The sequence below is a fragment of the Paenibacillus sp. FSL H8-0283 genome (assembly GCF_045040675.1).
Lineage (GTDB): Bacteria > Bacillota > Bacilli > Paenibacillales > Paenibacillaceae > Paenibacillus > Paenibacillus amylolyticus.
Map to the genome: position 1 here is coordinate 2,636,082 of NZ_CP150295.1, position 21,152 is coordinate 2,657,233.

The following is a 21,152-nucleotide window of genomic DNA, read 5'->3' on the forward strand; positions in this document are numbered from 1 at the left end:
TTACGAGACTCATTAGGTCGAGGTATGTTGCTTCAACGAGTGAGCAAGCGATTAGGTAATGCTCAAGTACTTGATGAAATTAATCTGGAAGTGAAGCAGGGAGAATGTGCTGTACTTATTGGCAGAAACGGTTCTGGCAAAAGTACGTTGCTACGTATGTTGGCAGGTATTTTGTTACCCGATACAGGATCGATCCAGCGCACAATGAAGGGTTCTGATGGGTATGCAGTAGATGGCCTGCCACGTTTGCCCTTTACCTCTGGAGAGTATTTGTGGGACATGGGTCGGATTCGGGGCATTCGCCCCGAAGTACTGCGTGAGCGGATTAGAGAACTTAGTGAACTTTTATATCTGGATACCGCGATCGATCAGAAGTTACCCTTATTATCGAAGGGCACACTGCAAAAAGTGAATTTGATTCAGGCCCTGTTACCTGGACCGGGTGGACTTTTGTTGCTGGATGAACCGTTGTCAGGCTTGGATATTCCAGCTCAAGAGGGCATTGTATCCTTGTTGGGGCAATGGAAGGATGAAGGGACATCCATCGTTACAGCTTGTCATGAACCGTTGCTTATTGAACGTTTGGCAGACCAGGTGATTGTGTTGAAAAAAGGCGGCGTGCTCCGCTACTGGAGTCGTGAAGATATACTTCAAGCTGGCGAACCCGTTGTACGTATTCAAAGTCTGATGGAAGCTGGAGAGGATCTGGCTAACGATCTATCCGATATACAACAACCGGGAGTACTGTCTTTAGTTTGTAATACAAGCTCGGAGATTTCCAATGCTTGGTTGTGGGATTGGAAAGTAGTTCAACAATCAACAGATGATGTCCTCAGAATGATCCTGGCATCCGGAGGTTCGGTTGTGTCTGTACAACAGGAAGAGAGTCAATTACATATGGAAAGTCTGCTGGAAGGACAACATCCAGCTGTACATGCGAGTCGTGAAGGTGTCACAGAATCTGTGGACTTAAGCTCTTCCATGGATGATGCGGGGGGAGAAGTCAAATGATCTATCTGACCCGATATTTGTTAAGGCATCACATTCGCTCACAGAAATATTTTGCACCGGTTATCTTTTATATCATCGCCATGCTGCTGATCTATTCCTACAAACCCAACCCTATTGCGGACAGTTACAGTGTTACGGCTATGCTGTTATTTCTGGCAGCTGCTTGGCTCGGAGTAATGGTGATGAATACCGAACCTGCTAAGCAGTGTCAATTACTTGTCCTTCATACAGGAAGCAGGCGTAAGGTTGTAACAAGTCAACTCATCTGTGCCTGGATAATGCAATTCATGCTCACCGTAATCACTGTGCTGTATCCCGTGTTCGCGGGAATGTTCGAGAAACAACCTACAGGTGAGGAGTGGATGATGACTTGGTTAGGACATCTGGGGTTATCGTTGCTGGGATTGGGCATCAGTGTATTTTTTCAAAAATCGTACATTCCCTTGCTTAGTCGAAGTATGCCTGCTCTCATTATTGTATTATTACTATCGTTTATCCAAGGTTCCTTAAGTGAACGTTTGCCTGAATCGTTAGAATGGCTTGGCCGCATTCTTCCGCCAGCTTTTTATCTGGTTCGTGAGATGATGTTATTTGATGAATCAAAGATGGACTCTTTTGTTTCGGTTATGCTGTGGACTGTGCTCTATGCATTAGGGTTACTAATCATCCATGTGTGGCTGTCCGGAAGAAGAGATCTGCGGAGTTAGAAGACGCGCTTCCCGATAACTTGAATGTTGCTCTTGGTTTGGTTAGGATAGAGGGACATGGAATGGTTAACATTGTACGGTTGAAGGGGGCGCTCGCATATGCAAAATACAGATATCCAGAATGGTGACATGCTGGACAGCGAACACTCCAGGGAATTGTTTGCCTATTACGGATTGGCAGTGTACTACGGGCAGGCGCTTGAACAGCAGCTGGTCAATCTGATTTTATTAATGAAAATGTCTCAGGGCGAAGCCGTGTCTGAAGAGGATCTGGAAGATCTGTACGAACGAAAGATGAGCAGTTCACTGGGGCAGCTCATTCACGAAGTGCGCCATCATTTTACATTCTCCGAGGAAGAGACTCTTCAATTGAATGAGTTATGGCAGCAACGTAACCGTATCGTACATCATTATTTCAAGGAACGAATTCACGAGACATTCAGTCCGGAAGGACGATCACGCATGATTAAGGAATTGGAGGATTTCAAAGACCGTGCACAGGAGTTGGAGATCCGTCTTCAGCAATATACGGGTGCCTGGATCGCAGAGCTTGGTCTGGATGCCGAATCCGCAGCAGCTCTGCAAACGCTGGAGCGGATGCATACCGAGAGTATGCAAGCAAGGGCTTTGGAAGAGGATGAATGACAAGCAAACGGATAACGAAACGCTGGATATTAAAGACGGTTCTGGCTGTAGTGTTGGTTGGAATCCTGTGGACTGTGGTTACCGCAATCCGTATATCTACATATACGGATGAGGATTCATCCAGGATATCGGATGCAGCAATCATTCTGGGCGCAGCCGTGGCGGGGGATAACCCTTCACCTGTATTTCGCGAACGTATTGAACACGGGATTGAGTTATACCGTCAGGGTACCGTTCGTAATCTGCTTTTCACAGGTGGATCAGGTGATGATGGAGAACATACGGAAGCTGAAGTGGGTCAGAAGTATGCCATTGCACATGGAGTAGATCCTGCGGACATTCGCATCGAGACCAAATCCAGAATTACCGAGGAGAATCTGATCAATTCAATTCCAATTGGTGAACAGGCCGGTTATCAAACCTATACGATTGTGAGTGATCCATTACATATGAAACGGGCCATGAAGCTGGCTCTCGGACTGGGTATGGATGCCGTACCTTCTCCGACACGAACAACGGCTTATCGAACCTGGCGCAGCAAGTTTCCTTTTCTCGCAAGAGAGACCGTGATGTACATGGGATATACGATCAAAGGATGGATAGACAATCCGCAGCAGCCATGAGGTTGCACGCGGATTGTTTTTTTTGTCTGGCCGAAATAAACAGTAACCGAACATGCCTTCAGATGAAAATACAAAAAAACCGATCTACACCGCAAACCCTGAGGTAGCTGTGTAGATCGGTTTTTGTTTTGCCCTCGAGTACATCATTTTGATTGGTTACTTAAAGAGCTATCTGTTTTACTCTGTTATGCATTGCCTCCGGCAAAGGAGGTTGAGGTTGGAATGATCTCACCCGACGGATTCTCGCTGGTTGCACTCGCTGCTGCTTGCGCACCTTGCTGGAGCTGATACATTTTATAATAGCGGCCTTTAAGCTCCATCAGTTCATCATGTGCACCTTGCTCAACGATACGCCCGCGATGCAAAACCAGAATCTGATCTGCCGAACGAATAGTGGACAGACGGTGAGCAATGATGAAGGTGGTACGTCCTTTTTTGAGGACTTCGAGTGCGTTCTGAATCAAAGCTTCTGTTTCCGTATCGATATTGGCTGTCGCTTCATCCAAAATGAGGATGGCCGGATCAAACGCCAGTGCACGAGCAAAGGAGATCAACTGACGCTGTCCAGCAGACAATGTGCTTCCTTTTTCGATGACGGGTTCGTCAAAGCCTTGAGGCAAATGAGCCAGGATACGTTCAGCGCCTACATCACGCAGCGCCTGTTCAATTCGTTCACGGGAGATCTTCTCATCGCCGAGACTGACGTTGGAAGCAATGGTGCCTGTGAACAGATACGGGTCCTGCAATACAATCCCCATATGTTCGCGAATCCACTGTTTAGGCAGATCTTTGACATTCTGACCGTCAATCGTGATCTTGCCTTTTTGCGGGTCATAGAACCGGAATAGCAGGTTGATAATTGAGCTTTTACCCGAACCGGTATGACCGACCAGAGCGACCGTCTGACCTTGGGATGCTTTGAATGAGATATTGTGAAGCACGTAATCTTTTTTATAGGCAAAGGATACATCGTCGAAAACAACATTCCCCTTGTATCTTGGCATGGAGCCATCGGTTACAGCTTCTCCCTTTTCATCCATCAGCTCAAAGACGCGACCAGCGGATACGAGGGAGGAGTCCAGGTTGGCGAGTTGATTCACCATGCCGGTAATCGGCTGGAACAAGCGGCCCAGGACATCAACGAAGGCATACAGAACACCTAATGAGATAATACTTGTGCCATCCAGCACACTGGAACCGAAGTACCACAGGACAACCGCAAAGGCGATATTCCGTAATACGTTAACCAGGTTGTGTGAGGTGAAGGCATTCAGGTTCAGCATTTTGTTCTGGTGTTTCATATAGTCATCATTCAGATCTTCGAATTCCTGTTTGGTTTGTTTCTGATGGCGGAATACGCGGATAATGGACATCCCCTGAATGGACTCGTTAATGATTGCATTGATCTCACTCAGTCGGGATCGAATGATCGTGTTGTAGCGAGTAGCGAATTTGCGATAGAGCACAATCCATGTAATGAGCATCGGCACAACGAATAATGAGATTAGACCCAGGCGAACATCAAGCAGGAAGAGTGCAACATACACACCTGTAATCGTGATGATTCCTGAGAAAAAGTTCGAAAGAACAGCAACGAACAGATCTTTTACGGCTTCTGTATCGTTTGTGACCCGAGATACAACTTTACCTGCGGGCAGGTTATCAAAAAAGTGCACCGGCAGTCGCTGAATATGGGCATACACATCGTTACGCAGTCTTTGAATGACCTTGTTGGCCGAGGATTGCAGCCAGAAAGTTTTACCAAACTCCATAATGACCGAGATCACGAGGAAGATCATGTAATACACAATTAATTGATAGATGCTGGGCATCTCCGGTTTGTAAAAAGCAAACAGTTCACCAGCGGACAGGGGTGTTGCCGCATATTGGCCTGTTACCTCACCTGCGCGTGTAACCGTGAGGGTTCCATCCGTATATGTGCGGTCCCCGTCAGGTGCGCTTACCGGTTCGTTTACAAAATAAAAACTTCTGCCGGCTTGTAATACCCGCACTTCGGAACCTTTGTTTTCATCCGGTTCGAACAAGCCTTCGCGTTTGTAATTCTTACCGTTGTAGACTGCGGCTTCATCAGAAGCTGTTGTCTCATAGAAAGGCTGCTCAATCGCGAGCAAGTGATTATCGATCATGGATTTGGCGATGAACGGCCCGGCAAGCTCGGCCGCAACACCAATGGTAAGCATAATTAATGCAGCGATAAATGTTCCTTTGGCTTTCAAGGCGTAATCAAGCAGCCTTTTGCCTGTATTAGACTTCAATGAATTGACCTCCTACGTGGACAGATTGGACTCGACCTGTTGCCGTTCATACTGTTCACGGTACCAGCCGTTCATGGCTAACAATTCCTGGTGAGTGCCTTCTTCCGTAATTTTCCCGTGCTCCAGTACGATGATTCGGTCAGCATGTTCAATAGCAGACAGGCGATGAGTCGAGATCAGCGTGGTTTTGCCCGAGCGTTTGTTGCGTATATTTTCAATGATTTTGGCTTCAGTACGTGCATCGACAGCAGATAAGGCATCATCGAGGATCAGAATATCAGGATTAGCAATAAAGGCACGTGCCAGCGATACCCGCTGTTTCTGTCCACCGGACAGAGAGATTCCTTTTTCACCAACGAGTGTATCCAGTCCATCGGACAAAGTCCCCAGATCCCCGTCAAAAGCGGCGGTACGAATGGCTTCCATGATGACTTCATCACTGGCCCCAGGTTGACCAAATTGAATGTTTTGACGAACTGATTTGGAGAACAGAACTTGTTCCTGTGGTACGTACCCAATCCAGCTGTGCAAGTCATCTTTGGCGATATCCTGAATCGGATGACCCGAGATGCTTAATGTGCCCGAACCGGCAGGGTATTCATGAAGCAGTTGTTTGAGCAAAGTAGACTTACCGCTACCCGTACGACCCACAACACCCAATGTTTGACCCCGTCGTAGCGAAAAGCTGATATGACTGAGATTGTCGACAGTGGAACTTGGGTAACGGAATGTAACATCCTGCATCGCAATTTCTTCCGGATTCGTAACGTGAGCAGGTTGCTCCACATCTTGTACGGCAGGTTCTACTGATAAAGTCTCGTTGACCCGATCAAGCGAAGCGCTACCACGTTGCATCAGGTTAATTAATTCGCCGATGGCAAACATGGGCCAGATCATCATCCCCAGGTACATGTTAAACGATACGAGATCCCCCAGGGTAATTTCATTATGAAATACAAGATATATGCCGTAGGCAAGTGCAATCACATAACTGAGTCCAACGAAGAGGCGGATGGTGGGTTCAAATAGGGCATCCATTCTGGCAACAGCCAGATTTTTACGATACACATCTTCGGTCACGTCGGCGAACCGTTTCTCGTCCAGACGTTCCTGCACATAAGCACGCACGACACGAATCCCGGCGATGGATTCCAGCACCTGGTCGTTCATATCTCCGAATGCATCCTGTGCCAGGGTGTAACGTTGATGTACAGCTTTACCATAGATCATCATGGCAATGGCGATAAAAGGTAATGGCAGGATTGCCGCCAAGGTCAGTTTCCAACTAACCAGGAAACCCATGGCGAACAATACGGTGGCCAGAAAGGCTGTAGAGTCTGTTAAGGTCAGCATGCCGAAGCCTGCTGTAGTGGCAATGGAACGAAGATCATTGGTGGCCCGAGCCATCAGATCTCCTGTTCTGTTTTTCTCAAAAAAGGGAGGAGTCATCCGTAACAAGTGGTCCATAAAGCGTGAACGAAGCAGCCGCTCCACCAGATTGGCACCACCAAACAGTTTGTGCATCCAAACGTATGTAACCAGATAGATAATGATGACCGTTCCTAGAATAAGCAAAATATAACGCGTAAGTGAGGTGCCGGTAATGGAACCGCGCACAATCTCGTCGATGGCATTACCAAGAAGACGAGGAGGCAGCAGTTCGGCAATGCCCACCAGAATAAGCAAAATGACACCGGTTAGGTATCGTTTGCGTTCCAGCCGGAAGAACCAGGCCAGGTTTTTAAGTACAGAGAACAAGTGTTATCCCTTCCTTTCGATGTCCGAGAAATGCAAATTCCGTTCATGAATGCCGAAATGTACCCACAAAAAAAGACATACCGCACGCAGGCGGTATGTCTTCATATAATCATACGGCAGCATGGCTCAGAGAACAGAGCCGTCACCATATATAAGTTCGATTGTGAGTATACATCACAGAGGTTCTAATGAAAGATCGCCTGTCATGCCGACTTATGAACGGAATAATGATTTCGGGTGTGCTCCGGTATTTAGTTGTGTACTGAATTGACCTATCATATATTTGTTAAACACCGTAATCACCCTTTCTTTTTTTGGAAATAAATACAATGTAGACCTCGTATGTTTGCATCTTAACACCGGCTTTTACAATCTGTCAAACATTTTTCACAACTTATTTTGTCTTTATGTCGTCACTCGGGTTTGTATTCAAGTCCCTGTCGAGATATGATGGAACATATATATACAGAAGGAGCTGACACCAAATGAGTACCATACATGTATCCGATCAAGCTGCTCGCTGGTACAAGGAAGAGCTGAATTTGAACGAGGGAGACAGCATTCGATTTTTTGCACGTTATAGCTCTGGCGGAGGTCTTCACCCTGGATTTTCGCTAGGTATTGCTGTAGAGAAACCAAGACATCCTGCGGATCAAACCGAAGTTTCGGGGATTCAATTCTTTATGGAAGATCACGATTATTGGTATCTGAAAGGGCACCAACTGCATGTGGATATCGTTGATGAAGGTCAGGATATCGAATATCGTTACACGGAAGTCTAAGCAATAGATGGATTACAGGTCGCCACCGGCTTCCGAGTAGGAGGAGGGGATAAGCAGTGAATCTGCCACCACGAGATTTGGCCCAGTATATCGCAAAACGCTCTCATATTGTTGTAAAAGCGGCGGTGCGGGCTGAGAACGAACAAGGTGAATTACTGCTGATTCAGCATGCTGAACATGGTCACTGGCGGTTGCCAGCAGGTGAGATGCGCCCGGGTGAGGCTATTGAAGATGCTGCACATCGGGAGTTATGGGAAGAGACAGGTTGGACTGCTGATACCATGACACTGGAAGGTCTCTATTCGGGGCCTGACCTTCGGCATCTGCATTCAAGCGGAGATGAAGAGTATTATGTCATTGCCCTGTTTCGGACAGTGATCATTCAGGATGACCTTGTGGAGTCGCGTGTAAATAGTGATGCAGGTCTGAAGTTTTTTGCGCTGGAGTCGTTACCACCTCTGAATCAGATTAGCCGAATCCTGTTAGCGCGGGATATTGCAGAATAAAATAAGTGTTGACCGCAAAAAAATGACCTTGGCATGCACGATAAAGTGGATGCCAAGGTCATTTTTTTAAAAATCCGATTCTGGTGCTCAGAGCATGAATTACACCTGATCCAGTGGTTCATCATCCATCGCAAAATCAAAATCATCAATATCAAATACCTGTACAGGTGATTCAGACTCAATTATGCGTGCAATCAGTTCAACCTGATCGGTGAGAATCGGGATACTCAGGCGCTGAGATGTCAGCAGCAGTTCGGTCTCAATGGGATCGAAATACTCCCCGTACTGTGCCGTATCTATTGCATTGATAATGGCAATGGATACTTGGTCACCAAATAAAATGGAGGGGCTTTTGGCCCATGGAACAAGTAACGCACGCTCTATTTTTTTCTTATTCAGCGGTTCCTCGAAATAAGAAATCATTTCATTGATTTTGGATTTCACATGCTGATCATCTGCCGGGTTATCCATCATGGGATCAGGACTGGTCTGGAATTCATATAGCTCAAGGATGGTGGTATAAGGAACAATATATTCAACAGGCGCGGGCGGCGCTAGCAATTGACCGTAAATGGCCACCATCACGGCTTCTGTAATAAACTGACGTGACATGGTTCCTTAATCCTCCTGCGCCATTAATAGTTGCAAAGTGAATCTATACGTTTATGCAACAGCATAACCACAATATGGATTATTCTGCTGTAGACTCGTGTACATAATTTGCATGAATAGAAGTATATCACACAACGGTGGGAAATACAGCCAATCTGCATAGCATGTCAGGTCACAACCTTCACAACTTGAATCAGGATTTGCCCAGCAGCAATGATAAAATTCCCGCCGCAATCAATGGACCCACAGGTACACCCTTGAACAGGGCAACCCCAAGTACCGTTCCGATTAACAGCCCGGCAACGACAGTTGGCTGTGTACCCATCAACGTAGCGCCACGTCCTCCGAGATATGCCACCAGTAATCCTACGCCAATAGCGAGCAGTGACTTCCAGTGCAGGAAAGACTCACCGATCGTCTGCAGACTCATCTTGCCACTGGCAAGAGGTGCCATCACGCCAATGGTCAGAATGATAATGCCCAGTGTAAGTCCGTATTTTTCAAGCCATGGAAATGCCTGATTCAGGTTCAGGACTCGTAGCAACAACAGAAATACCATCGCTACGGTCACAGGTGTGTTGCTGCTGATAATCCCGAGAGCCGCAAATACGAGCAACAGCAGGGAAGTCATATCCATTGTTTTCATTTCCCTTCAGTCTGTCCACGTTGTTTGCTAACGATATGTTCCGCAATGTAACGTCCATGCCAGCGTCCGGATTCAATAAAGACTTCATTGGCATTACGCCCCGAAGCGATGACTCCGCCCACATATACACCAGGTACGCTGCTTTCCATCGTTTGTGCATCATATAGAGGTTTATCCATATCATCAGACATCTCCACACCTACCGACGTGAGTAGTTGACGATCTGGACGGAAACCGGTCATTGCCAGTACGAAGTCATTATCCAGTTCCCGAGTGGAACCATCCGTGTGTATCAGACGAATCGAATCATCGAGTATTTCATTCACGCGTGATTCCAGGTGGAGTGTGATATGACCTTTTGTCACCATGCTCTCGAATAGCGGGCGTACCCATGGTTTAATATGCTGGGACAGACCACTACCGCGATAAACCATATCAATATGTGCTCCGACCCGAACCAGTTCCATGGCCGCATCCACGGCTGAGTTGCTTCCGCCAATAATGGCGACACGTGTACGGGTATAAGGGTGGGCTTCCCGGAAGTAGTGGGTTACCTTATCTTTATCTTCTCCAGGGATGCCCAAATAGTTAGGATGGTCAAAATAACCGGTAGCTACAACTACATTGCGTCCAACATGTATGATGGCTTCCCCGCGGCGGTTGAGCGTATGTACCTCAAACGTACCATCATCCTTGCGTTTAATTTCACGGGCTTCCTCATAGTTATGAACACGCAGACCAAAATGTTCGGCTACCCTGCGATAATAGGCAAGTGCTTCATAACGAAACGGTTTATCATTAGGTGTGCTGAACGGAACGTTTCCGATCTCAAGCAGCGGGGCTGTGCTGAAAAACTGCATATGGGTTGGATACAGATAAATAGATTGAACGATATTGTATTTCTCAACGATCACAGCGGACAGTCCCAGCCGCTCACATTCAATGGCAGCAGACAGACCGCATGGGCCTCCGCCGATAATAATGACATCTTCCATGTTCTTAATCCTCCTTATTTCAAGCAATATAATCCTACCGTAAATAACGAGCCAATGCCAGTTCAAGCGTGGAGTTTAATTAGACAAGCTTACTTGAAACCAAAGGAGTTGACGTGTAGAGGAGAAAAGACTAATATCGAATTAGATATATATCTAATTGAAAGCGAGATGAACGATGATGCAGCTGGAGAAAATTGTGGCTTATCATAAAGCGTTGGCTGACCCGACCCGGCTTCGCATGCTGCTGTTGTTGGCACAGGGTGAACTGCACGGACAGGCACTTGCCGAGCGGCTGAATCTGTCACAGCCAACCGTGACACATCATGCATCCAAGCTGAGAGAGGCGGCGCTGATTAAGGAACGACGGGAGAAAAATACAGTGTATTTCACACTCAATCCTTCGTTTATCCGCGAGAATGCACAGGCTTCGGTTGATTTTATCTTTGATCGAGAGGAGGTTACGGATATGAGTGATGTGAACGAAACATTGAAAGCGTCGGTCATGAGAAATTTTTTCTCCAAAGATGGACGACTGCGTCAGATTCCGGCTCAATACAAGAAAAAACTGATTGTACTTGGTCATCTGGTCGAGCAGCTTGAATTTGGTCGGAAGTATACAGAAAAAGAAATCAATACATTTATAAAGCAATACCATGAAGACTTTGCCACGATTCGGCGGGAATTTATCATGCATCAGTTCATGTATCGGGAAGAGGATATCTATGAATTGAATCCGAAGGAAATGTGGACACGCTGGGATCAGGTTAAATAGAGTAGCTGGTGGTAAAAAAAAGTTTGGGCTTGACAACTGTTAAGCTCAGTGTGTAACATAATGGATAATTCTACAAGGGAGGCGATTGTTTATGACAAATTTAAATGCAGTATACGTTAATTTGAATATGAACAGCGTCTCCGGAACGGATCAAAGCATGTAATTTTGCGTTAGCTGGATAGCAGTATCCATTGTAACGTGAAGTATCGCATGCTCAGATGAAGCCACGGGTGACGCACCCGTGGCTTTTTTGTTTGCCGATAAAAGGGTGTTCCTGAATTGTTTATATCGGAGGGTTAAGTATTCTATCCGGTAGATCTACAAGAAGGGATGATCTTTGATTCGGCTAACTACTTATTGCCACGGGGGTATTTCTACTCGTGGTTTTTTGTTTTGATCTGAACCGGAGATGATTGTTCACTCGGCTTGAACGAAGTAAACAACTTATTTTGGGAGGAATTTTTATTTTAGATAACCATATTGAGAAGTACGGCTGGTCTGCAAAGTGGCAGGAACTGTGGCAAGAGACAGGGATGGAAGAGCAGGAGAAAAAGCCAGCCAGAATTATCGCAGACCATGGACATCTGCAACGTTTGATTACAGAAGAGGGCGAATGCTGGGGAAGAATTTCGGGCCGAATGCGTCATGATAGTCTGGAGACCAGCTTGGCACCAGCGGTTGGAGATTGGGTGGCCATTACAGGTCAGGCAGGTGAAGAAGCAATTATTCACAATCTGGTGCCACGTCGGAGCAGGGTATCGAGACAGGCGGCAGGTCCAGTGACCAAGGAACAATTAATCGCCGCAAACGTAGATACACTGTTGATCGTGGCAGCACTTAATCATGATTTCAACCTTAGAAGGCTCGAAAGATACGTGCTGATGGCTTGGAATGGTGGCGTAAGGCCAGTCATTGTCTTGAGCAAAAGTGATCTGTGCAACAATGTGGAAGAACAGATCCGAAGTGTAGAGGGAATTGCTCCAGGCGTTGAAGTGCTTGCGATATCTGCAGTGGAGGGTCAAGGTAAATCCTTACTGGAACGATATTTGCAGCCAGGGCTGACTGTTGCGCTCACAGGATCTTCTGGCAGTGGCAAGTCTACGCTGGTGAACTGGATGATGGGTGAGGATGTGCAGCTTACACAATCCGTCCGCGAGGGAGACAGCCGTGGGAGACATACGACAACACACCGGGAGATGTTTGTACTTCCACAGGGAGCCGTATTGATCGATACTCCAGGAATGCGCGAGCTTAATCTCTGGGATGAGGGCAATGATGGGCTGTCGCATGCGTTTGGAGAAATTGAAGAACTTGCCGCCACGTGCCGATTTCTGGATTGCAGTCATACACGGGAAGCTGGATGTGCAGTGAAAGAAGCCATACAGGATGGTTCATTGGATGAAAAAAGATTGAATAATTATCTGAAAATGCAGAAGGAATTGCAATATCAGCAGCGCAAGGAAGAAGTGGCATCCAGAAGGCGTACCGCTTCCAGTAAACCGGCCAATAGTCGCAAACCCAAGCACTCCCGTAGTGTGAAAGAGTGGGAGGAAGCCTGAAATCAGGCGGGCATCATCCGGTATCTTGCATAAGATAGGTCAGGAGGGATGTCATTATGCCAGATTACAGGATTATTGTAGATCTGTCTGACCACATGTTATATCTTCTGGACGGCAATCAGGTGATTAAGGGCTATCCTGTGGCCACCGGCAAGATGCTCACGCAGACTCCAAATGGGGAGTTCACTATTATTAACAAACAATCGAATCCAGGTGGGCCATTTGGCGTGTTGTGGATGGGGCTGTCTGCTCCCCATTATGGCATACACGGAACCAATGAGCCTTGGTCTATTGGCAAATCTGTCTCCCACGGTTGTATACGCATGTACAACTCGGATGTACTGGATCTGTCTTCCAAGGTATCTGTAGGCACGAGAGTAACGATCCGGCCGTAGGGCCGGATTTTACTTTTATAAGAGGTAGTTCAGTGGATGAATTTGGAATTATAGAAAGAAGAACATATAATATGGTAAAGTTGCGGCAGTTACGAGAGAAAGCGAGTGATAGCTATGCTGATCAGGCCAGCGCGTGAAGGGGATGCGCAGGGGATAGCTCATGTACATACGGAGAGTTGGAAAACAACATATCGGGGAATTGTGCCTGACGATTTTTTGGATCATTTGACTATAGAATCAAGATTGTCCCAGTGGGAGAAGACCATTCGTTCTAGCGAAAAGGATCAGATCCTGGTGGTAGCTGAACAGGATGATGGGAACATTGTCGGATTTGCTTGTGGGGGTAAGGAGCGTGAAGGCAAATTACCTTATGATGGAGAGTTGTATGCTATATATTTGCTGAAGGAAGTGCAACAAACGGGGATAGGTCAGCAACTCGCGACACATGTCGTTCATCATCTGCAGACCCACAATATGAAACGTTTGATCATATGGGCTTTGGAGCGTAATTCAGCTTGTCGCTTCTATGAAAAGATGGGAGGCACTCCAGTCCAGACACAGTCCCTCCGCATTGGTGGTCAAGATCTGATCGAAGTTGGCTACGGATGGGAGGACTTGAGCCTCTTTGGAGAGAAGAGCCTGCCCGACTGTTGAAAGACGTCCAGATGCTGAGAGAATAGTGGGGGTTGTATTGTTTCCCTTAAGCTTAAAGAATGGAAGAGCTAATTCAGGTCTTCACGTTTGCGTAATTCTGAACAAGGTTAATGATGTATTACACCGTTGTGCAGGTGTGACATTTAATCTTGATCAGGAGGCGTATTCACATGACTTTAATGGACACTGAACATACAACATGGACGAAACAATATATTAATGGCAGCTGGGTAGATGGCTCCGGTGAGAAAACAATGGAGAATATCAATCCTTATACGGGAGAAGTTATTGCCACATGGCGCTCTTCCAATAAGAAAGACATAGATAAGGCTTATGAGTCAGCTCAGAAAAATTCGATTGAATGGGCGAAGTCTTTGCCCGCTGCGAAAGAAGAGGTGTTGCGTAAAGTTTCATCCCTGATGGCGGAGCGCAAAGAGGAGATCATTCAACTGTTGATCACGGAATCCGGGAGTACCCGGATCAAATCGGAGGCGGAGTTTGCAGCGGCTAAACGCATTGTGGATGAAGTAGCATCTTTTCCTTATCGTATGAAGGGTGAGATCATCCCGTCCAATACCCCTGGCAAAGAGAACCGTGTGGTTCGTGAGCCTAAGGGAGTGATTGGTGTTATCGGGCCATGGAACTTCCCTTTGCATCTATGCCTGCGATCTGTAGCTCCAGCGATTGCCCTTGGTAATGGTGTGGTGATTAAACCAGCATCAGACACTCCGATTACGGCAGGTTGGCTCATTGCCGATTTGTTTGAACAAGCCGGTCTGCCTGAGGGCGTGCTGAATGTCGTCGCGGGAAGTGGCAGTGAAATCGGGGATTACTTTGTCGCTCATCCGGTTCCCAAAGTAATTTCATTCACGGGTTCCACAGAAGTTGGACAAGGGATCGGTAAACTGGCGGGGGAACATTTAAAAGAAACGGCACTGGAACTTGGCGGCAACAACGCGATGGTTGTGCTGGAAGATGCTGACATTGAACGTGCTAGCGAAGCGGCGGTCTTTGGCAAGTTTCTGCATCAGGGACAGATCTGCATGGCTCTGAATCGTATCATTGTGCATGCCGATATTTACGACCAATTCGTCGAATCATTTGTTGCCAAAACGAAGAATGTTCAGGCAGGTGATCCGGCGGATGCTAACACACTCGTGGGTCCTCTCATTCGGGAAAAAGAGGTAGAACGATTGCTGGAGCTTGTGGACAAAACCAAGGCCGAAGGTGCACGGTTATTGCTCGGAGGGACCAGTAAAGGCAGTGTGCTGTCTCCTACTGTACTTGCCGATGTTAAACCTGAACAAGATATCGTGCAGCAGGAATTGTTTGGCCCAGTGGCAGTGATCATGAAAGCTCATGATGAGCAGGAAGCTGTACGTTTGGCGAATGATACTCCTTATGGACTTAGTGGTTCCGTATTCACCCAAGATCTGAATCGAGGATATCAGGTTGCCCAGCGCATTGAATCAGGTATGGTGCATGTAAATGATCAGTCTGTGAACGATGAAGCGCATGTGATGTTTGGCGGTGAAAAAGCTTCAGGGATTGGACGTTTCGGTGGGGATTGGGCGATTGAGAAGTTTACACGTACGCGTTGGATCAGCATTCAGCACCAATATCGGGAATATCCGGGAGTGAAATAAGTCGAAAAAGAGTAAATTAGCAGGGGCATTTATGAATGATTAGAGTGGGTTACAAAAAGATCGACAAATCATGCGAAAGTCCGTCTCCAGCTTGGTGGGACGGGCTTTTTGCACAATATTACACCTTGGCAAAATACGGCTTAATATAAGAGTGGAAAAGCTGTTTGGGGCTGAGGCTATCTGGTTATTTATGGATACACGGAAGAATCGATCCGTAAATCCAATGGCAAAGGGGCTTTAAATTCATGTCCATTGACCGCTTTATTCTGAGGAAACTGAATACCTGTCAGGAAGAACATACACGTGCCAATTTGGTTCGGCTGTTTGTCATTCGTATTCGTAAAGCCGAGATTGCGGAAGAACATGATGCCGCCTATGTCCTGAGCAAACTGCACTGAGCGATGGCTGATAATAATTGCGATCCGCTGTTAACGTGTATACAACTCAAAAAAGGAAGCTTGTCTATGACGACAGCTTCCTTTTTCATGTCTTGTAATGAATGTGTCTTGGTTGACTCCTTTTAATATAACGATAAAGCAAGGGAGTCGTTTTCACTTCGACTGTGGAGAATGGCTTCTCCATTAACAATCTCAATACTAATTAAAGAATGCAGACATTTTTGAATGGCGCGTTTACCGTTGCTAATTTTATGCTCAAGAGCACTGCTAAGCAATCTTAATGTCTTCTGCATAGGTTGTTTGTTTTCTTGATTAAAATATACAGGGATTGATTTGTTTTGAAAGGTTATTAGGGTTCTCACTTGAAATCACCTCACGGTTGTTATTTCATACAGCTAATATTAAATTCCAATGCTTAAAATTACCTTAAAATCAGCTTATGAAAACATAAAGGTGGGTAATGTTTGAAAAGTGTTCACAATTCAATTGTGAGCGAAGGAATAAAAGTCCTGAAAAACGTAACTTAATTACCATTTAAATGGAACAAAAAACGATGATTTTCGTATCCTCGCAATATTAAATTGCATAACTGCCACAAAAGTTCTGAGTCGAATGTACGATATTTTAATATATACGTGGGTCATATGTAACAAAATTACAGGTGGTACATTGCAAACAGGGTGTTTATGTAAGAAAATAGGGTTGATATAACGATTCATTCTCTTTTTTTTGATTTAATCTGACATTAGGACAATTTACATATGAGACCATGGGAGGGATTCGGATGATTCTAACCGTGTATTCCGGCCGCGAGGAAGGAGAATGGTTCGACATCGATGTTCCGGACGAATGTACCATTGAACATTTGAAGACATTACTCGGCGTTCGCATTTTTGGACAGGCACCGGGAGACGGCATTCAGTACATCCTTGAAGCCAAGTTTCCGGAAGGTCTGTGGTTCTCTCCGCAGAACGCACAGCAGTTAATGGAAACGGGGCTACGACAAGGCAGTTGCGTACGTGTCCAGCGGGCTTTTTCAACAACTTCGGAAGAAGCGCCTGTATATGGAAGACGTTCATTGTTCCAACAGGACAGCAACGAATAGGGCTTTTGAACGTATACATTCATTATTGAACGAACTAAAGGAGGTCTTCTCTTCGTGAATGTGTTATATCAGCGTTCTCCAAGAATGACACCGGTTCTCAAGGAAGAGAGACTCGAAATACTCAGGCCTCCAACAGAACCGAGCAAACCCACGTTTTCCATGATATCCATTATTGTGCCGATCATGATGACTATGGTCAGCATTGGTTTCTACGTATATATCAATATGACCGGCAAAATGAATAACAGCAGTTATATGATGTTTCAGATGATGACGGTCATGATGATGCTTACTTCTTACACCATTCCATTCTTCGTGTATCTGAGCAACAAGAAATCATATCGCAAAAAATTGGAAGAACGAAAAATAATGTATCTTGCCCAACTGGACAAACACCGGGAAGAACTGAAAGAAGCTCAGGCGGAGCAAGTGAAGAGCCTATACGAAATTCATGGTGATCCGGGTGTGTGTCTTCAAGTGGTGAAGAACCGGAACAGTTCCTTGTGGGAGCGTTCACCAGAGGATGATGATTTCCTTCAGGTGCGCATTGGTACGGGAGAGATTCCATTCCGCATCAAACTTCAGGTTCCGCGAATTGATGGTTACGAGAAGGATGAGCTGATTGAAGCGGCCCATGAACTTGCGGCTGAATTCCAGACGGTACCGGATGCTTCCATTACATTGCCTTTGTTCCAATCGAAGGTTATGGGACTTGTCGGTGATCGGGAGGAAGTACTTGCTTCCCTGCGAGTCATCATCTCACAACTGACGGTACGCCATTCCCCGGATGAACTGAAGCTTGCTGCTTTCTATGAAGAAAAGGACAGCAAAGAATGGGACTGGCTTCGCTGGATGCCCCACATCTGGGATGAAGACCAAGGACAACGCTATATGGCCGACAGGCACAGCGGTGCGCATCAATTGGCGGACAGCTTGTTTTCCGTGTTGAACCGGCGTCGTAACAATAAAGAAGACCGCTACAAGAAAAGCGTACAAACGCCATGTTACGTTGTAATTCTCTCCGATACGCAATTAATTGAAGAAGAACCGTTGCTTCCGTTGCTGCTGGAGTCGGCTCACGAGATTGATGTATGCACCATCATACTGGCTAATCGCAAGGAGTCTCTACCGATGCATTGTCAGTTGATTATGGATGCCTCCAAAGGCAAAGGGGTGTATATCAAAAAAACGGAAGATGCGGATGTTATTCAACAAACGTACAAGCCTGATGTGATCTCGAAGGAGATGGCAGAGGCGCTTTCCCGTTATATGTCACCGATCCGGTTGAAGCGGTCATCTGCTTCAGATATCCCGCAAGTGCTTCCGTTATTCGATATGCTGAGTACATCACGCGTGGAAGATCTGGATGTGGTGTCCAGGTGGGGACAGACGAGATATCCTGATACGCTGCCTGTACCAATGGGTGTACGCGCTGGCGGCAAAAAAATTGCGATAAACCTGCATGACAAAATTGAACGTCAGGGTCATGGTCCCCATGGTCTGATTGCAGGTACAACTGGTTCAGGTAAAAGTGAAGTTATCCAGTCCATCGTAGCTTCACTCGCTGCAGAATTCCATCCACATGATCTGGCCTTCATGCTGATTGACTATAAAGGTGGCGGTATGTCCAATACATTTGTTGATCTGCCTCATGTGGTAGGGACGATCACCAATCTGGATGGGAATCTGATCGAGCGGGCGAATATTTCACTTCGTGCCGAACTGGTCAGAAGGCAAAAAATATTAAATGATGCGGGAAACCTCCAGCATATTGATGAATATTACAAGATTCTGCGTTCCAGACATGAACAGCCACTGCCACATCTGGTTATTATCATTGACGAGTTTGCTCAATTGAAGCGGGACCAGCCGGAGTTCATGGATGAATTGATCAGTATCGCGGCGATTGGCCGGACACTTGGGGTTCATCTAATTCTGGCAACCCAAAAGCCAGCTGGTGTTGTAGACGATAAAATATGGAGTAATTCTCGTTTCCGGATCTGCCTTCGCGTACAGAGTGAGGGAGATAGCAGGGATATGATCAAGATTCCAAATGCTGCCTGGATTACAAAGCCTGGTCGCGGATATTTCCAGGTTGGTAGTGATGAAGTGTTTGAAGAAATGCAATTCGCCTGGAGTGGTGCACCTTATAACCAGCAGGAGGATTCAACAACGGTATTACCTGTTATGGAAGTGCGCCTGAACGGTAAGCGGGAGCCTCTGTTAACTGGAGAGCGCAGAGCCGTTCTCAAAGGTGAAGATGTTCCGAAACAGCTTCAGGTATTTATTGATTATGTTGCGCAGTCTGCAGCGGATGCGGGTATCCGTCGTTTGCCAGGACCATGGTTGCCACCTTTACCAGAGACACTGGAATGGGAAGGTCTTCAGGACTGGCAGGAAGAAGAGAATCGGGATCTGCTGCTTGATGGCGGGGCGAATGGTCTGAAACCACTGGTTGGTTTGCTGGATGATCTCCCTAATCAGCGCCAACAACCGCTCGCATTGCCTGTGGATCAAGGACATCTGGTCGTGTACGGCATGCCAGGACTGGGCAAAACAACATTTGTTCAGACCTTGCTTATGTCTTTGGCCCGTTCCCATAGAACTGAACCTTGGCATGGTTACATTATCGATATGGGCCGTATGATGAAAGACTTTGCAGCACTACCTCAGATCGGTGGCGTGATGATGGCTGAAGAGGAAGACCGGATCAAGCGGTTATTCCGCTATATTCTCAAGCTGTCAGCACAACGCAAAGATATCATCTCGGAGGCGGGGGTTAAAACGATTTCGGCGTATCGCCGGACAGCTCACGCGGCTGTCCCGCAGGTTGTGGTCGTTATCGATGGTTATCTTTCATTCCGCAATGCCTATCCGGAAGAGAATGAACTTCTGGAGACGATCCTGCGTGAAGGCGGAAGTCTGGGTATCACCTTTGTGCTCACAGCCAATCGGGTAACAGATGTATTTGAAAAATTCAGAAGCAATATTCCCAATGCGGTTTCATTTGAGTTATCCGATCCAAGCGATTATTATTATGCCGTGGGAAGACCTTCCAAGGCGCCAAGCCAACTTCCGCCAGGAAGAGGCCTGGTCAAAGGGCAAGTGCCTCCATTAATGTTCCAGGCGGCATTACCTTCTTCAGGGGCAGATGAGGGCAAGCGTTCATCGGCACTGCGCCGTACGATTGCTGAGATTCGCCAAGGCTGGACAGGGGAAGAAGCGCCGCAGATTGCTCCACTTCCGGAAGAGATCAAACTGAAGGATCTGCTCATTCGGACAGGATCATATGGTCAGGCTTGGGATACATCGTCTGTAACTGTCCCTGTGGGACTGCTTACGGATGATCTGGAACCATTCGAGCTTAATCTGCGTGAAGGTCCGCATTTCATGGTAACGAGTCCGATGGAAGGCGGCAAAACGACATTTTTATTGACATGGATGTTATCACTGGCTTATCATGCTTCTCCGGAAGATGTGCAAATATACACAGTAGATATGCGTTATGGCTCAGGTGGGCTGGGGGAAATCAGCAGTTTGCCCCATGTCCGTGGACATGTATCGCGAGAAGAACAGCTTGCACCTGTCATTCAACAGTTGTACGATGAAGTTCTGAAAAGAGGCGAGATTTCCGGTGGACCGGAACTTGTGCTCGTCATCGACGATGCGGACACCTTGTCCAAGCAGTTAAACGATTTTAATGTGAAAGATCAATTGGGAGCGATTGTTCGTCAAGGAAGGGATCGCGGTGTACACGTGATTCTATCCGGAGTTCCGGCAGACTTCCCAACCTTTGGTTCTGACTGGGTAACGGATGTGAAGGCTTCCCAGAGTGGAATGCTGTTCGGGACTTTAGACCCTAACGATCTCTCGTTCTTCCGTATACCTTATTCCGAATCTGGAGGTAGTTCAGGTGGGCTGAAGGTACTGCCTCCAGGTCAAGGTTATTATGTAAAACGTAAATATTCCAGGGTTAAAGGTGCAGTTCCATGTGATGACAGCTGGAAAATGACCGATTGGATTTCTGAAATTCGTGACCGATGGCATGTTGTAGTTTGAGGG

General features: G+C 46.6%; 20 protein-coding genes. 14 read left to right on the plus strand and 6 right to left on the minus strand.

Annotated elements, in window-relative coordinates:
• The first annotated feature begins 39 nt into the window (after positions 1 to 39).
• The 4 genes from MHI52_RS11990 to MHI52_RS12005 all read left to right on the plus strand — a co-directional run bounded on the left by MHI52_RS11990 (position 40) and on the right by MHI52_RS12005 (position 2,986).
• Positions 40 to 1,011 carry an ATP-binding cassette domain-containing protein gene (locus MHI52_RS11990; RefSeq protein WP_164783095.1) on the plus strand — a complete coding sequence of 324 codons (972 nt, stop codon included), beginning with the start codon at positions 40 to 42 and terminating at the stop codon, positions 1,009 to 1,011.
• Positions 1,008 to 1,718: a hypothetical protein gene (locus tag MHI52_RS11995; RefSeq protein WP_127543714.1), complete on the plus strand. Its 711-nt coding sequence runs from the start codon at positions 1,008 to 1,010 to the stop codon at positions 1,716 to 1,718. Before MHI52_RS11990 ends, MHI52_RS11995 begins: the two co-directional genes overlap by 4 nt.
• A gap of 99 nt (positions 1,719 to 1,817) precedes the next feature.
• Positions 1,818 to 2,363, plus strand: coding sequence for a hypothetical protein (locus tag MHI52_RS12000; protein WP_127543712.1), 546 nt, complete (start codon positions 1,818 to 1,820; stop codon positions 2,361 to 2,363).
• The gene (locus MHI52_RS12005) at positions 2,360 to 2,986 is read left to right on the plus strand and encodes a YdcF family protein (protein ID WP_218034842.1); all 627 of its coding nucleotides are present in this window, start codon (positions 2,360 to 2,362) and stop codon (positions 2,984 to 2,986) included. The genes MHI52_RS12000 and MHI52_RS12005 overlap by 4 nt, the downstream gene beginning before the upstream one ends.
• Before the next feature lie 185 nt (positions 2,987 to 3,171).
• Here the strand turns inward: MHI52_RS12005 and MHI52_RS12010 are convergent, their stop codons facing one another.
• Complete coding sequence (locus MHI52_RS12010) at positions 3,172 to 5,262, minus strand: ABC transporter ATP-binding protein (protein WP_127543710.1); 2,091 nt, start codon at positions 5,260 to 5,262, stop codon at positions 3,172 to 3,174.
• Positions 5,263 to 5,274: 12 nt separating this feature from the next.
• On the minus strand, positions 5,275 to 7,020 hold the full coding sequence (locus MHI52_RS12015) for an ABC transporter ATP-binding protein (protein ID WP_036609220.1): 1,746 nt from the start codon (positions 7,018 to 7,020) through the stop codon (positions 5,275 to 5,277).
• Positions 7,021 to 7,505: 485 nt separating this feature from the next.
• Here MHI52_RS12015 and MHI52_RS12020 point away from each other — a divergent pair, with 485 nt between their 5' ends.
• Positions 7,506 to 7,802 (plus strand): HesB/YadR/YfhF family protein, encoded by a 297-nt coding sequence (locus MHI52_RS12020; RefSeq protein ID WP_036609218.1) that lies wholly within the window; start codon positions 7,506 to 7,508, stop codon positions 7,800 to 7,802.
• Between the two features lie 56 nt (positions 7,803 to 7,858).
• A complete protein-coding gene (locus tag MHI52_RS12025) occupies positions 7,859 to 8,308 on the plus strand; it encodes an NUDIX domain-containing protein (RefSeq protein ID WP_127543708.1) in 450 nt (149 codons plus the stop codon).
• A gap of 99 nt (positions 8,309 to 8,407) precedes the next feature.
• Here MHI52_RS12025 and MHI52_RS12030 read toward each other — a convergent pair whose 3' ends face one another.
• The 3 genes from MHI52_RS12030 to MHI52_RS12040 all read right to left on the minus strand — a co-directional run bounded on the left by MHI52_RS12030 (position 8,408) and on the right by MHI52_RS12040 (position 10,561).
• Entirely contained in the window at positions 8,408 to 8,920 is a 513-nt protein-coding gene (locus MHI52_RS12030; protein WP_036609214.1) for a hypothetical protein, read from the minus strand.
• Between the two features lie 193 nt (positions 8,921 to 9,113).
• A complete protein-coding gene (locus tag MHI52_RS12035) occupies positions 9,114 to 9,557 on the minus strand; it encodes a DUF441 domain-containing protein (protein WP_036609212.1) in 444 nt (147 codons plus the stop codon).
• 5 nt (positions 9,558 to 9,562) lie between these two features.
• On the minus strand, positions 9,563 to 10,561 hold the full coding sequence (locus tag MHI52_RS12040) for a YpdA family putative bacillithiol disulfide reductase (protein ID WP_127543706.1): 999 nt from the start codon (positions 10,559 to 10,561) through the stop codon (positions 9,563 to 9,565).
• 178 nt (positions 10,562 to 10,739) lie between these two features.
• Between MHI52_RS12040 and MHI52_RS12045 the strand changes: the two genes are divergently transcribed.
• The 6 genes from MHI52_RS12045 to MHI52_RS12070 all read left to right on the plus strand — a co-directional run bounded on the left by MHI52_RS12045 (position 10,740) and on the right by MHI52_RS12070 (position 15,985).
• Positions 10,740 to 11,333 (plus strand): metalloregulator ArsR/SmtB family transcription factor, encoded by a 594-nt coding sequence (locus MHI52_RS12045; RefSeq protein WP_127544002.1) that lies wholly within the window; start codon positions 10,740 to 10,742, stop codon positions 11,331 to 11,333.
• Between the two features lie 449 nt (positions 11,334 to 11,782).
• Positions 11,783 to 12,892, plus strand: a complete 1,110-nt coding sequence (gene rsgA, locus MHI52_RS12050; RefSeq protein ID WP_051449744.1) for a ribosome small subunit-dependent GTPase A — start codon at positions 11,783 to 11,785, stop codon at positions 12,890 to 12,892.
• Between the two features lie 56 nt (positions 12,893 to 12,948).
• On the plus strand, positions 12,949 to 13,287 hold the full coding sequence (locus tag MHI52_RS12055; RefSeq protein WP_076318547.1) for a L,D-transpeptidase: 339 nt from the start codon (positions 12,949 to 12,951) through the stop codon (positions 13,285 to 13,287).
• Positions 13,288 to 13,401: 114 nt separating this feature from the next.
• On the plus strand, positions 13,402 to 13,941 hold the full coding sequence (locus MHI52_RS12060; RefSeq protein ID WP_036670432.1) for a GNAT family N-acetyltransferase: 540 nt from the start codon (positions 13,402 to 13,404) through the stop codon (positions 13,939 to 13,941).
• Between the two features lie 170 nt (positions 13,942 to 14,111).
• Positions 14,112 to 15,587 (plus strand): aldehyde dehydrogenase family protein, encoded by a 1,476-nt coding sequence (locus MHI52_RS12065; protein WP_405159063.1) that lies wholly within the window; start codon positions 14,112 to 14,114, stop codon positions 15,585 to 15,587.
• Between the two features lie 245 nt (positions 15,588 to 15,832).
• The gene (locus MHI52_RS12070) at positions 15,833 to 15,985 is read left to right on the plus strand and encodes a hypothetical protein (protein ID WP_164783094.1); all 153 of its coding nucleotides are present in this window, start codon (positions 15,833 to 15,835) and stop codon (positions 15,983 to 15,985) included.
• A 122-nt stretch (positions 15,986 to 16,107) separates the two neighbouring features.
• Here MHI52_RS12070 and MHI52_RS12075 read toward each other — a convergent pair whose 3' ends face one another.
• Entirely contained in the window at positions 16,108 to 16,347 is a 240-nt protein-coding gene (locus MHI52_RS12075) for a hypothetical protein (RefSeq protein WP_074094612.1), read from the minus strand.
• Positions 16,348 to 16,769: 422 nt separating this feature from the next.
• Between MHI52_RS12075 and MHI52_RS12080 the strand changes: the two genes are divergently transcribed.
• The gene (locus MHI52_RS12080; RefSeq protein ID WP_074094613.1) at positions 16,770 to 17,090 is read left to right on the plus strand and encodes a hypothetical protein; all 321 of its coding nucleotides are present in this window, start codon (positions 16,770 to 16,772) and stop codon (positions 17,088 to 17,090) included.
• A 54-nt stretch (positions 17,091 to 17,144) separates the two neighbouring features.
• The gene (essC, locus tag MHI52_RS12085; protein WP_127543700.1) at positions 17,145 to 21,149 is read left to right on the plus strand and encodes a type VII secretion protein EssC; all 4,005 of its coding nucleotides are present in this window, start codon (positions 17,145 to 17,147) and stop codon (positions 21,147 to 21,149) included.
• The last annotated feature ends 3 nt before the right edge of the window (positions 21,150 to 21,152 follow it).